At 73.1% G+C, this 12868-nt stretch carries 11 protein-coding genes; 4 read left to right on the top strand and 7 right to left on the bottom strand.

The annotated features are described in order from the left end of the window. The first annotated feature begins 237 nt into the window (after window positions 1-237). Together WMF39_RS31545 and WMF39_RS31540 are read left to right on the top strand one after the other, a co-directional pair. On the top strand, window positions 238-1665 hold the full coding sequence (locus WMF39_RS31545) for a sigma-54-dependent transcriptional regulator (protein ID WP_437293693.1): 1428 nt from the start codon (window positions 238-240) through the stop codon (window positions 1663-1665). Continuing rightward, the gene (locus WMF39_RS31540; protein WP_437740183.1) at window positions 1662-2669 is read left to right on the top strand and encodes an ABC transporter ATP-binding protein; all 1008 of its coding nucleotides are present in this window, start codon (window positions 1662-1664) and stop codon (window positions 2667-2669) included. Before WMF39_RS31545 ends, WMF39_RS31540 begins: the two co-directional genes overlap by 4 nt. A 73-nt stretch (window positions 2670-2742) precedes the next feature. Here WMF39_RS31540 and glmM read toward each other — a convergent pair whose 3' ends face one another. From glmM to WMF39_RS31510, 6 genes are all read right to left on the bottom strand, one after another. Then, entirely contained in the window at window positions 2743-4185 is a 1443-nt protein-coding gene (gene glmM / locus WMF39_RS31535; RefSeq protein WP_012238417.1) for a phosphoglucosamine mutase, read from the bottom strand. A 247-nt stretch (window positions 4186-4432) separates the two neighbouring features. After that, window positions 4433-5485 (bottom strand): SDR family NAD(P)-dependent oxidoreductase, encoded by a 1053-nt coding sequence (locus tag WMF39_RS31530; protein WP_437740182.1) that lies wholly within the window; start codon window positions 5483-5485, stop codon window positions 4433-4435. Window positions 5486-5570: 85 nt separating this feature from the next. Beyond that, the gene (locus tag WMF39_RS31525) at window positions 5571-6893 is read right to left on the bottom strand and encodes a bifunctional folylpolyglutamate synthase/dihydrofolate synthase (RefSeq protein WP_437740181.1); all 1323 of its coding nucleotides are present in this window, start codon (window positions 6891-6893) and stop codon (window positions 5571-5573) included. Then, window positions 6890-7747: an acetyl-CoA carboxylase, carboxyltransferase subunit beta gene (gene accD / locus WMF39_RS31520; protein ID WP_437740180.1), complete on the bottom strand. Its 858-nt coding sequence runs from the start codon at window positions 7745-7747 to the stop codon at window positions 6890-6892. The genes WMF39_RS31525 and accD overlap by 4 nt, the downstream gene beginning before the upstream one ends. Before the next feature lie 10 nt (window positions 7748-7757). Next, window positions 7758-8423 (bottom strand): CoA transferase subunit B, encoded by a 666-nt coding sequence (locus WMF39_RS31515; protein ID WP_012238413.1) that lies wholly within the window; start codon window positions 8421-8423, stop codon window positions 7758-7760. Between the two features lie 23 nt (window positions 8424-8446). Then, a complete protein-coding gene (locus WMF39_RS31510) occupies window positions 8447-9205 on the bottom strand; it encodes a CoA transferase subunit A (protein ID WP_437740179.1) in 759 nt (252 codons plus the stop codon). A gap of 353 nt (window positions 9206-9558) precedes the next feature. Between WMF39_RS31510 and WMF39_RS31505 the strand changes: the two genes are divergently transcribed. Together WMF39_RS31505 and WMF39_RS31500 are read left to right on the top strand one after the other, a co-directional pair. Then, window positions 9559-10884 (top strand): penicillin-insensitive murein endopeptidase, encoded by a 1326-nt coding sequence (locus tag WMF39_RS31505; protein WP_437740178.1) that lies wholly within the window; start codon window positions 9559-9561, stop codon window positions 10882-10884. 150 nt (window positions 10885-11034) lie between these two features. After that, the gene (locus WMF39_RS31500; RefSeq protein WP_437740177.1) at window positions 11035-11661 is read left to right on the top strand and encodes a hypothetical protein; all 627 of its coding nucleotides are present in this window, start codon (window positions 11035-11037) and stop codon (window positions 11659-11661) included. Window positions 11662-11677: 16 nt separating this feature from the next. Here WMF39_RS31500 and WMF39_RS31495 read toward each other — a convergent pair whose 3' ends face one another. Continuing rightward, a complete protein-coding gene (locus WMF39_RS31495) occupies window positions 11678-12853 on the bottom strand; it encodes a hypothetical protein (protein WP_437740176.1) in 1176 nt (391 codons plus the stop codon). Window positions 12854-12868: the final 15 nt, after the last annotated feature.

The raw sequence follows: 12868 nt of genomic DNA, 5'->3' as shown, positions 1-12868 counted from the left end.
TTTTCGCTGGCAGCAGCTCCGCGACAGGCGCGCCGCACGGCTCGATAAGTACGGCATCCCCGCGCGGTGATGCCGAGCCTTTCGGCCTTCTCTGCGCAACGTACGCCGCCACGCCGCCGCGCCGGCGCCTCGGTCGCAAACGTGCTCGACCAGAGCGCCCCGCGGTCCCGCCGCCGCTCGGCCGGGGCCGAGCAGCCGTCCAATTCCGCGGACGCGCATGCTAGGAAAGCCATCACCATGGCATCCCGCGGGCGCATCCTGATCGTCGACGACGAGGCCAACGCGCGCGCGGCGCTCTCGGAGATCCTCCGCGAGGAGGGGTACACGACCGAGACCGCGGCCGACGGCTTCAAGGCGCTCGGCAAGCTCGAGGAGTTCGCGCCCGACGTGGTCCTGACCGATCTGAAGATGCCTGGGCTCGACGGCATCCGGATGATGGAGAAGGCGCAGCTCGCGCTGCCGGACGCGACCTTCGTGGTGATGACGGCGTTCGGCACCATCTCGAGCGCGGTCGAGGCCGTGAAGAAGGGCGCGTACAACTACCTGACGAAGCCGCTCGATTTCTCGGTGCTCGCGGTCGTGGTCGAGCGCGCGGTGGAGCGGGCGCGGCTCCTCCAGGAGAACTCGCGGCTGCGCGAGCGGCTGCGCGAGCGCAACGCGTTCGGGCACGTGATCGCGAGCCACCCGAGCATGGCGAAGGTCCTCCGGCTGGTCGAGCAGGTGGCGCCGAGCCGCGCGAGCGTGCTGATCGTGGGCGAGACGGGCACGGGCAAGGAGCTCATCGCCGAGATGATCCACCGCGCCAGCCCGCGGGCGAAGGCGCCGCTCGTCCGGCTGAACTGCGCCGCGCTGAGCGAGTCGCTCCTCGAGAGCGAGCTGTTCGGCCACGAGCGCGGCGCCTTCACCGGCGCCGTCGGCCGCCGCGAGGGCCGCTTCGAGCAGGCGAGCGGCGGCACCCTGTTCCTGGACGAGGTGAGCGAGATCCCGCTGGCCACGCAGGTGAAGCTCCTGCGCTTCCTGCAGGAGCGGACGTTCGAGCGGGTGGGCGGCAACGAGACGCTCAAGGTCGACGTGCGGATCCTCGCCGCGTCGAACCGCGATCTGCGCCAGCGCATCGCCGAGGGGGTGTTCCGCGAGGACCTCTATTACCGGCTCAACGTCGTCACCCTGGAGATCCCGCCGCTCCGCGAGCGCCGGAGCGACATCCCCGAGCTCGCGACGTTCTTCCTCGGCCGCTATGCGCAGGAGAACGGCAAGCGCATCGAGGGCTTCACCGACGAGGCGCTGTCGGCGCTGACGTCCTACTCGTTCCCCGGCAACGTGCGCGAGCTGGAGAACGCGATCGAGCGGGCCGCGGTGCTCTGCGACGGCGCGCGCATCGAGCTCCGGCACCTGCCGGCGCAGATGTCGTCCGAGCCGGCCGAGTCCGTCGACGCGATGCCGCGCGTCCCGGGGAGCACCATCTACGACCTGGAGCGCTACGCGATCCTGCGCACGCTCGAGGCGTGCAAGGGCTCGACCTCGAAGGCCGCGACGATCCTCGGGATCAGCCCGCGCAAGATCCAGTACAAGCTGCACGAGTACAGCGCGGCCAACGCGCGCGGCCGGGCGCGGCCGGCAGACGGCGCGCCGGGCGAGAGCCCCGAGGGGGAGGAGGGCGCATGAGCAACGCAGCCGAGCGCATCGTCGAGCCGCGCGACCGGGGTGCCGCGCCGGCCAGCTCCGTCGAGGAAGGGGCGCCGGAGGGCGAGCTGCTGATCGACGTCCGCGGCCTCCTGAAGACGTTCCGGGTGGGTTTCTTGCACCGGAGGGCGGTCGAGGCGGTCAAGGGGGTGAGCTTCGGCGTACGGCGCGGCGAGATCTTCGGCTTCCTCGGGCCGAACGGGGCCGGCAAGACGACGACGATCAAGATGCTGACGGGCCTCATCGCCCCGACCGGCGGCGAGGCGTACCTGTTCGGCGCGCGCGTGCCGTCGCCCGAGGCGCGCCGGAAGATCGGCTTTTTGCCGGAGAACCCGTACGTCTACCCCTACCTCACCCCGCGCGAGTTCGTGGAGCTCTGCGGCCGCCTCTCCGGGATGCGCGGCGCGGCGCTGCGCAGGCGGGCGATGGAGGTGCTCGATCAGGTGAAGATCGCGTACGCGGCAGATCGGCAGGTGCGCCGGCTGTCGAAGGGGATGCTGCAGCGCACGGGGCTGGCGGCCGCGCTGGTCGCCGATCCGGAGATGCTGATCCTCGACGAGCCGATGAGCGGCCTCGATCCGGTCGGCCGCAAGGAGGTGCGCGATCTCATCTTCGCGGAGCGCGATCAGGGCCGGACGATCTTCTTCTCGACGCACATCCTGAGCGACGTCGAGGCGATGTGCGATCGCGTGGCGATCCTGCGCGAGGGCCAGGTGGTGGTGAGCGGCGCGATCCGCCAGCTGCTGCGGGGCGACGTGCTGCGCACCGAGGTCACGCTGGCGGGCGCGAGCGAAGGCCTCCTTGATGATCTCGGCGCGAAGGGCTTCGCGACCACGCGCCGGGGCGACGTCGTCGTGGTCGATGTGGAGGGCGAGGCGCGCGTGCGCGAGGTGCTGCGGGCGTCGCTCGCGGCGGGCGCGCAGGTCGTCGAGGTGGCGCCGCGCCGCGAGACGCTGGAAGACCTCTTCATGCGCCGCGCGCTGTAGCCAGCGTCGGCGTCCCTCAGACAGCGGTAGGCCCCCGCAGAGGACACCCTCTCCGGGGGCCGGGCAGCCGTGGCTACGCCGATGCCCCAGCGACGTCCTGCTTGGCCGCTTCGATGATCTCGAGCGCGTACGCGCCGATGGTCGACGCGTCCTCGCCCTCGACCATGACGCGGAGCTTCGGCTCCGTCCCGCTCCAGCGCACGAGGATGCGCCCCTTGTCGCCCAGCGTCTTCTCGATGCGATCCACGGTGACCCGCGTCCGCTGCATGCTGTCGAGCGGCAGCCGCGTCGCGAACGTCGCGTTCTCCAGGACCTGCGGCACCCGCTGCATCGCCTTCGAGGCGAGCTCGCTCAGCGGCTTGTCCTCCTCCATCATGATGGCGAGCACCTGCAGCGCCGCCACGATGCCGTCGCCCGTCGTCGCGTGGTCCAGGAAGATGAGGTGCCCCGACTGCTCGCCGCCGAACGAGTAGCCGCCGTTCCGCATCGCCTCGACGACGTAGCGATCCCCGACCGCCGTGCGGACGACGTGCCCGCTCTGGGCCTTGAGCGCCCGCTCGAGCCCGAGGTTCGACATCACCGTCGTCACGATCGTGTTCCGCGGCAGCTTGCCGGTGCGCAGCATCCGGAGCGCGCAGAGCGCCATGATCGCGTCGCCGTCCACGACCTCGCCGCGCTCGTCGACCATGATCACCCGGTCCGCGTCGCCGTCGAGCGCGATGCCGATGGCCGCGCCGCGCTTGAGCACCTCGGCCTTCACGTGCTCCGGGTGCAGGGCGCCGGTCTCGCGGTTGATGTTGCGGCCGTTCGGCTTCACGCCGAGCGCCGTCACGTTCGCGCCGAGCTCGGTGAACACCGAGGGGGCCACGCGGTACGCCGCCCCGTGCGCCGCGTCGACGACGATCTTCACACCGTCCAGCGAGAGCGCCGTGGGGAACGTGTTCTTGCAGAACACGACGTACCTGCCGCGCGCGTCGTCGAGCTTCACCGCGCTGCCGATCGCCGCCCCGACCACCCGCGCCTCGTCGAGCTCGTGGCTCTCCATCAGCCGCTCGATCTCCTCCTCCGCGGTGTCGGGCAGCTTGTAGCCGTCGGGCCCGAAGATCTTGATGCCGTTGTCCTGATACGGGTTATGGCTCGCGCTGATCACGACCCCGGCGTCGGCCCGCATGCTCTGCGTGAGCTGCGCGACCGCCGGCGTGGGGATCGGCCCGCTCAGCATCACGCGCCCGCCCATGGCGCACACGCCGGACGCGATCGCGGTCTCGAGCATGTAGCCGGACAGGCGCGTGTCCTTCCCGATCACCACCCGCACCTGCCGCGACTTCCCGTGGCTCGCGACGAACGCGATCGCGCGCCCGAGCCGCAGCGCCATCTCGGGGGTCATCGGCGGCTGGTTCGCCACGCCGCGCACCCCGTCGGTGCCGAAGAGCTTGCGGCCTGCGGCCTGCTTCTGCGGTTCGCCCGTCGCCGACGGAGCGCCCTCCCTAGGATCCTTCTTGGTGTGCTTCGGCACGGTCCCTCTCTGTGGTGTGGGGCTGAGGAGACCACCCTTAGCAACCTTTGCCAAGACGGCCTACGGCCAATCGCCGCCGCGGCGACATTGGCGCGGCCTACATCGCGCGGCTTTGTGGCGTGGCCGCTATCGTGCCGCGTCTGCGCCGTTTTGCAGCTCGGTAGCGACGCGCCGTGTTTACAGCGAGGTCGCTACGGGGCCGCTTTTGCAGCGCGGTCGCTACTGCGCTGCTTTTGCAGCGCGGTCGCTATCGCGCCGCTTCCGGCGGCGCCTCGTTGTTGCGCCGAGCTGCCTCGTTGCTCAGGCGCAGCAAGACGGACCCCTGCGCCGGCGTGCGCAGGTCCCGGCCCTTCGTCGTGCCCTCGCCGCCGCCGGGCGCTGGCAGGAGCGCGTTGATGAGGCCCATCAGCCTCACCGTCGCCTGGGGCGCGATGCCGTGCGCCCAGCTCAGCAGGTACGACGACAGCCCGAGCTTCACCTCCGCGCGCCCCTCGCGCGCCGCCGCCACCACCCGCCGCGCCGCGCGCCGCGCGTCGATCGTCGCGATCGGGAGCGACGAGGCCAGGCCGAACCAGCCGAACTCGTGCTGCGGGCTGCCGCCGAACGCGGCGTTGTAGATCGACCCCGTGCGCATCGGCCCCGGGATCACCGTCGTGACGCGCGGACCCCTCGCGCCGCCGTGTGTGAGCTCCGCCTGCACGCTCTCCGAGAAGCCCATCATCGCGAACTTCGACGCGTTGTACCCGAGCAGGTGCGGCACGGCGACGCGCCCGCCGATGGACACCACGTTCACGATGCGCGCCGCCCGCCCATGCCGCCTCAGGTGCGGCAGCGCGCGCAGCGTCGCGTGGACCGCGCTCCAGAAGTTCGAGCGCATCGCCTCGTCGAGCTCCTCCACCCGGAGGTCCTGCATCGGCGCGACCTGGATCACACCGGCGTTGTTGACGAGCACGTCGATCCGGCCGAACGCCCTCGCCACGCCGTCGATGAACGCCTCGGCCGCGGCGCGGTCGCCGAGATCGCACGCCGCCGCGTGCACCTCGACGCCGAGCGCCTGCAGCCGCTGCTCCGCCCGGTAGAGCGCCTCCGCGTCGCGGCCGGCGATCGCCACCCGGGCGCCGTGCCGGCCGAACTCCTCGGCCAGCAGCAATCCCAGGCCGCGAGAGCCGCCCGTGATGACCACGACCCGGCCGCGCAGATCGAGCTGCCGCAGGGCGCGGAACGCCGTCCGCGCGAGCGCGGCCGCCACGAGGGCCGCCGCAGAGAAGAGCACCGGAGAACGCCGCTTTCTGAACGCCATGCCGCGGAGGACGGCATCGCCCGTGCCACCCGCCGCGCGCGGGCGGGCAGCGACGCGCCTGCACAGCGCGCCGCTCGCGCCCGCTTCAGAGCGTGACGACCGGATCCGCCACGATGCCGAGCAGCGCCGAGCGCACCTCGCCGACCAGGTAGATCGAGCCGGCCACGACCACGAGCCCGCCCGGCGCGGTGGCCTCGATAGCGCGCGCCACCGCGGCGCGCGGATCGCCGATCGCCTCGCCCGGCGCGACCCCGCGCAGCGCATCGAGCGGCGCGGCCGCGCGGCCCTTCGGCGTCACATAGAGCCGACGGTGCGCTCGTGGCGCGAGCACCTGTAGCATTTCGCCCCACCCCTTGTCGGCCATCGCCCCGAACACGAGCGTGGTGAGCGCCGCCCCCGGACCCTCGTCGTCGAGCCACGCCGCCAGCGCCTGCGCGCCGTGCGGGTTGTGCGCACAGTCGAGCAGGACATGGGCGCCGCCCGCGTCGATCCGCTCCAGGCGACCGGGCCAGCGGGCCGCGGCGAGCCCACCCGCGAGCGCCCGCTCGACCTCGGGCCACCGCCCGGCGAGCTGCCACGCGATGCCGCACGCCACGCCCGCGTTCTCGGCCTGGTGCGCGCCGCGGAGGCCGAGCTCCACCTCGATCTCGCGGCGCCCCGGCCCGGCGACGCGCGCCGTGCCCGTCCCGCGTCCGCCGCGCCCCACCGCGATCTCGCCCGCGCTCCCGCCCCGCTCCGCCGGCGCGACGCGGAGGCGAAGCCCGGCGCCGATCGCCTGCGCGGCCGCCTCGATCGCGGCGTCGGCCTCCGGATCGAGGGGGCCGAGCACCGCGGGCGCGCCCGCCTTGAGGATGCCCGCCTTCTCCCGGGCGATGTCCGTCAGCGTCGGGCCGAGCACGGCCTGGTGGTCGAGCGCGATCGACGTGATCGCCGTGCAGAGCGGCGCCGAGATCACGTTCGTGGCGTCGAGCCGCCCGCCGAGGCCCACCTCGAGGATCGCGAGGTCGACGTCCGCCTCGCGGAAGGCCACGAACGCGGCGACCGTCAGCGCCTCGAAGAACGTGAGCGGCGAGGGGACACGCTCGAGCGCGGCGGCGAGCGCGCGCTCGAGCGCCGCGTCGCCGATCATCTCTCCCCCGACGCGGATGCGCTCGGCGAAGCGAGACAGGTGCGGCGACGTGTACAGGCCGGTCCGGAGCCCGGCCTCGCGCGCGATCGACTCGACCATCGCGCACACGCTGCCCTTGCCGTTCGTGCCGGCGACGTGCACCGCCGGGAGGCCTTCGTGGGGATCGCCGAGCGCGGAGAGCGCCTCGCGGACCCGGCCGAGCCCGAGCTCCATCCCCCGCGGCGCCCGCTGCCCGAGCGCCTCGAGCAGCGCGGGCAGCCGCGGCGCCGCCGAGGTCATCGCCGCGCCCGGCGGCTGGCCGTGAGGTGCTGGAGCAGCGTCCCGATGTACGCCTTCATCTCGGGGCGCGGGACGATGGCGTCGACCATCCCGTGGTCGAGCAGGAACTCGGACCGCTGGAAGCCCGCCGGCAGCGTCTGCCGGATCGTGTTCTCGATGACCCGCGGGCCGGCGAAGCCGATGAGCGCCTTGGGCTCGGCGATGTTCGCGTCGCCCAGGAAGGCGAAGCTCGCCGCGACGCCGCCCGTCGTCGGGTGGAGCAGCACCGACAGGAACGGCAGCCGCGCCTTGCGGTACCGCTCGAGCGCGGACACGCTCTTCGCCATCTGCATCAGCGAGAGGATGCCCTCCTGCATCCGCGCGCCGCCCGACGCCTGGAGGAGCACCACGGGGAGCTCCTCGCGCGTCGCGCGCTCGAACAGGCGGGTGATCTTCTCGCCGACGACCGAGCCCATGCTCCCGCCCATGAAGGCGAAGACGAACGCGCCGTAAGCGATGTCGCGGCCGCCCAGCCTGCCGCGGCCGATCTCGATCGCCTCCTTCGCGCGGCCCTTCTTGTGGAGCGCCGCGACGCGGTCCCGGTAGCTCTTGCCGTCGCTGAACCGGAGCGGGTCGTTCGGGACGAGGTGCTCGTCCCACGCGGCGAGCTCGCCGTCGTCGAGCAGGAGCCTCCGCCACCCGTCGGCGTCGAGCTTGTGGTGGTGGCCGCACTGCGAGCATACCTCGAAGGTGCGCGCGAGCTCGGCGGCGTCGTGCGTGTGCGAGCAGCCGTCGCAGCGACGGAACACGCCCGCTCCCAGCGAGCGCTTCTCGCTCGCGTCGGTCGTCGGCAGGGTCTTTTCAGGCCAGGTCATCGGCGAGCCCTCAGGCGCTCCGCAGGTCCATCTCGTTCACGTCGGAGGGGACCCGGAGCGTTGGTTGTGTCTTCTCCTGCACCTCTCGGGCGCTCACGCCGGGCGCGAGCTCGCGCAGCACGAGCCCCTCGGGCGTCACATCGAGCACGGCGAGATCGGTGATGATCCGGTGGACGACGCCCCGGCCGGTGAGGGGCAGCGCGCACTCGTTCAGGATCTTCGGCGCGCCGTTCTTCGCCGCGTGATCCATGATCACGACGACGCGCTTCGCGCTCACCACGAGATCCATCGCCCCGCCCATCCCCTTCACCATCTTGCCGGGGATCATCCAGTTGGCGAGATCGCCCTTCTCGGAGACCTCCATGGCCCCGAGGATCGCGAGATCGATGTGGCCGCCCCGGATCTGCGCGAACGACTCGGCGCTCGAGAAGATCGCGGAGCCGGCGAGCATCGTCACGGTCTCCTTGCCGGCGTTGATGAGATCCGGGTCCTCCGCGCCCTCGATCGGGTAGGGGCCGATGCCGAGCAGCCCGTTCTCGCTCTGGAGCACCACCTCGATCCCCGCGGGGATGTAGTTGGCGACGAGCGTCGGCATCCCGATGCCGAGGTTGACGTAGTAGCCGTCCTTGAGCTCCAGCGCGGCGCGCTGCGCGATCTGTTCCCGCGTAAGTCCCATCGTGTCCCCTGTCCCCGCGCCGCCTAGGCGGCCGACGCCTTGCGCACCGTCCGCCGCTCGATCCGCTTCTCGAAGCGCTCGCCCTGGAAGATCCGGTGCACGAAGATCCCGGGCGTGTGGATGTGGTCCGGGTCGAGCGAGCCGACGTCGACGAGCTCCTCCACCTCGGCGATCGTCACCTTCGCGGCCATCGCCATCATCGGGTTGAAGTTCATGGCGGTGTGGCGGTAGACGAGGTTGCCGAACCGGTCGCCCTTCCAGGCCTTCACGAGCGCGTAGTCGCCGCGGATGGCGGGCTCGAGCACGTAGTCGCGGCCGTCGAACTGGCGCACCTCCTTCTTCTCGGAGTACCTCTTCACCGCGCCGTCCGGGCCATAGAGCACGGGCAGCCCGCCCTCGCTGATGGCCGTGCCTGCCCCGGTCGGGGTGTAGAACGCAGGGATCCCGGCGCCTCCGGCGCGGATGCGCTCGGCCAGCGTGCCCTGCGGCGTGAGCTCGACCTCGAGCTCGCCGCTCAGGTACTGGCGCTCGAACTCCTTGTTCTCGCCGACGTACGACGAGATCATCTTCCGGATCTGCCGGTTCTGAAGGAGGATCCCGAGGCCGAAGGCGTCGACTCCGCAGTTGTTGGACACGACCACGAGATCCTTCGTGCCGAGCTCCCGGAGCGCCGCGATGCAGTTCTCCGGGATGCCGCAGAGGCCGAAGCCGCCCGAGAGGATCGTGGCGCCGCCCGGGATGTCCCTCACGGCATCCAGCGCGCTCTTGTAGACCTTGTCCATGGCCGACCGAGAGGTAGCCCAACTGGCCGCGAGGCAAAAGCCTCCGCTGCCGCTGCGACATGCCGTGGCGCCGGCGCCGCAGCGCGGCACAGGGGCCGGGCGGCGCCGGCCGCGGCGCGGCGCCGCGAGGTGATCCGCGCTTCTCGGCCGCGCTTCCGGCGGGCGACGGGAACCTCGCGTGTGTCCGGGGTGCATGAGGCGCTCGTCGCGTCCGCCTGCGCTCGTTCACCGCACCTGCCAGCGCAAATTCGGCGCACGCTCTCGGCGCAGGTCTCGGGAGCGGCCCTCGGAGGGCGCGGCCAGGCGGCGCCGGCTTCTTGGCCCGGCCCGCGGAAACCCCGTAACGCACCGGTGTGCCTCGACCGCTCTCCGTGCTGTTCACGATCCTGGCGCTCTCCCTGTCCGGCTCCCGGGCGGCCGCCGCGGCGCCGGATGCGCCGGCGCGCTCGCACGCGCGCTCCACCGCGGAAGCAAAGCCGCGGGACGCCGCCGCTGCCGCCAGGGCGCGCGGGACGACGAAGCGCGCGCCGCGCGCGCGGCTCGCGAAGGACGACAGCAAGGGCCACCGCCCCCGCGCCGGCGACGCGGGCCCGCGATCGTCCGAGCCGGCCAGAGAGAAGGCCGCGCCCCAGGCGCCCGCCTCGTCGGTCGGCCATCCCAACGAAGGGCGCCTCGATGGCGGCGTGCGGCTCGACACCTCGCGCAAGGACGTGCGCGTCGTGCCCGCCTACGCCGGCGCCGACGTCCGCTGGGGGCTACCGGCGCTCGTGGGCATGATCGAGCGCGCGGCGCGCGGCGTGGCCAAGCGCTTCCCGGGCGCCGTGCTCGACGTCGGCGACCTGTCGCGCCAGCGCGGCGGCGAGGTCCACCGCCACAACTCCCACGAGAGCGGCCGCGACGTCGACCTCGGCTTCTACGCGCTCGACGCGCGCGGCAAGCAGGTCCACGCGCCGATCTTCCTCCGGTTCGACGCCCGGCTCGCCTCGACCAACGTGCCCGGGGCGCGCTTCGACCTGCCGCGCAACTGGCTGCTCGTCCAGCACCTGCTCACCGATCCTCGCGCCCGCGTGAGCCACATCTTCATCGCCGATCCGCTCCGGTCCGCGCTGATCGCGCACGCCAAGCGGATCGGCGTCTCCCGCGCGCTGCTCGTCCGCGCGCAGCTCGCGATGATGCAGCCCACGGGCGCCGAGGCGCACGACGACCACATGCACGTGCGCATCTCCTGCCCGGCGGCCATGCACGGCAGCTGCATCGAGCTCGCGAAGAACGCCCCCTCCCGCGCCCGCGCGCGCATGGCGAGGAAGACGGACAGGGCGCTCCGGACACCGCCGCCGTCCGCGCGCGCGGAGGCCGCGCGCCCGCCGAAGGCCGCCGCGGCGCCAGCGCCGGAGCGGCCCCGCGAGCCCGGCGCCGGCCGGCGCGACCCAGCGCAGCCCTCGCGCCGCGACGACAAGCGACCTGAACGGGAAGCGCGCCGCGCCGCCCCGCACGCCGCTGCCGACGCCGAGGCGCTGCCGCTCGCTGCCACGCGCGCGGCGGCGCAGCAGCCCATGGGCGGCCTCGATCTGTCGTTCCTGCGTCCCGCTTCGTCCGAGGCGGAGATCGAGGCAGATTCGGACGGCGCCGACGCGAGCGGCGCGCTCGACGACAGCGGCGTGCTCAAGATCACGGACTGAGATCCGTTGCGCGCCGTTCACTACAAAAGCGGCAAAGAGCCGGTAACGCGACGCATTGCAGGAAGTTCCGCAATCTCCGACCGGGGCGCCATCACGCCTGGACCCCGAGAGAAGACCTCGGGCAGACTGGGGCAGAGCAAAGGGGTGTTCATGCCGCAAGAGGACTCCCACACCTCGATTCCCACGCTGCCGTCCGCGGTATCGCTCGTCGCCAGCGATCACGAGCGCCGCGCGCTGCTCGCGGCGCTCACGTTCGTCGGCAGGCCTCCCCGGAGCGCGGCGGCGCTCGGGATCTGGTTCGAGAAGCACCTCGTGGCCGCCGGGAGGATGCAGCGACCGGGCTACGTGACCGAGGGCTTCTCCAAGCAGGTGGCGCTCGGCCATCAGGCCCCGACGGCCCCGGATGCGTCCGAGATCGAGCAGCTCGTCGACGCGGCGCGGCTCCGGGTGCTCGCCTCGCTTCGCGCCTTCATGCCGCCCACCGCGGACGATCGCTTCCTCGCAGCGGCCATCGACAGCGGGCGCGTGCGCCGCGCCGGAGGCCTCGGGCCGTGGGAGCCGTGCCCGCGCGAGGAAGACCTGCTCAGCGACATCGTCCTCAGCCTCTTCGCCGCGGACATCCTCAACTTCCGCGCGTTCCACGACGCCTATCTCTGCGTCTGCAAGACCTGCTTTCGCATCGACTTCGACCCGAGCCAGGCCGGTCGCACCGGCTGCCCCGAGCACGAGCCGACCGTCACGGTCAACGTGATGCGCCGCAGCCGACCGTCGCCCTGACGCGTCGCCCTGAGGCTCAGAGGCAGCCGAGGCGGCACTTGGACGCCTGCTCCAGACAATCCGACAGACAGCCCTGGTAACGCTGGTACTGCGTGCTCTGCGTGGGCTCTTTACCGCACTGCGTCGCCCTGCACGCCTGGTGTCGCCGCTCGCACGCCCCGACGCACCCGGCATTGCCGCCGGCGGGCGCAAGGCCGGTCGCGGCCGCCGCACGCGGCCCCGCCCCTGGAGACGCCGGCAGCGCGCCCGGCGCCTGTGTGGCAGGCGGATCGCTCCGCTGCGCCGGCGTCGTCCGGTGCCCCGCCGAGGCGGGCGGCGGCCCGCAGCGCTCGAAGGCGCGGCGCATCACGTCCTCCGCCGAGCCAGGCGGGATCTCGCACGCCCGCGCCAGGCTCTCGAGCCTGCGGTCGATCGCGGCGGCAGCGCGTGACGCGACCCCGTCCGGCCGCGCCGCTGGCGGTGGGGCGCCCTTCTGCGCGGCGCTCGCGGACGCGGCGCTCCCGCGCGCCGCGTCGTCGCCCGGCGCGCTCGACGCCCTGCCGATGAGGAAGGCAACGATGAGGCTTACCGCCACGAGCCCCAGGGCGGCGAGCGCGAGCCGCGAGTCGATGCGGCGCGGCCGGCGCGCCGGCGCGCCGGCGCGCGGGGAGCCGGCCGGGAGCTGCGCCGGCCCCGCGGCGCCGGGCGGCCGCGCATTCGCGGGCTGCGGCCCGGTGACGTTCGGTGTCCGCGGGGTAGGCGAGCTCGCCGGCGGCGCCAGCGTCGCGACCTCCAGGGGAGGTGATGGGGCCACCATCGGCGAGAGGTTCGGCAGCGGCGCCGGCCTGGGGATGTCGGTGTGCGCCGGTTCGCTCGACGCGGCGGACGGCACCGTCGGCGTGTCGGGCCACTCCACGAGCGGCCTCGCCGCGCGGAGGCGCTCGACGAGCGGCCCGAGCTCGCGCCGCTGCTCGAAGCGGCGGACGAGCTCGTACGCCGCTCCCTGGATGCCCCGCTCCCACGGGATGTCCGGCACGCCGAGCTCCTCCGCGAAGCGGCGCAGCTCGGCCATGCTGAAGCAAGCCGTGATACGCCCGCGGATCTCCGCGGCGCTGCGCGCCGTGCTCCCCGACGTCCCCGTGCCCTCGCCGTCCACGCCCGGCAGCTTACCGCACACGCCACCGAAGCCGAACCTGGTATAGGCTCCGGACATCGTGTCCGGCGCTGC

This window comes from Sorangium sp. So ce1504 (genome assembly GCF_051521635.1).
Lineage (GTDB): Bacteria > Myxococcota_A > Polyangia > Polyangiales > Polyangiaceae > Sorangium > Sorangium cellulosum_B.
This window is presented reverse-complemented; position numbering and strand designations above follow the sequence as displayed.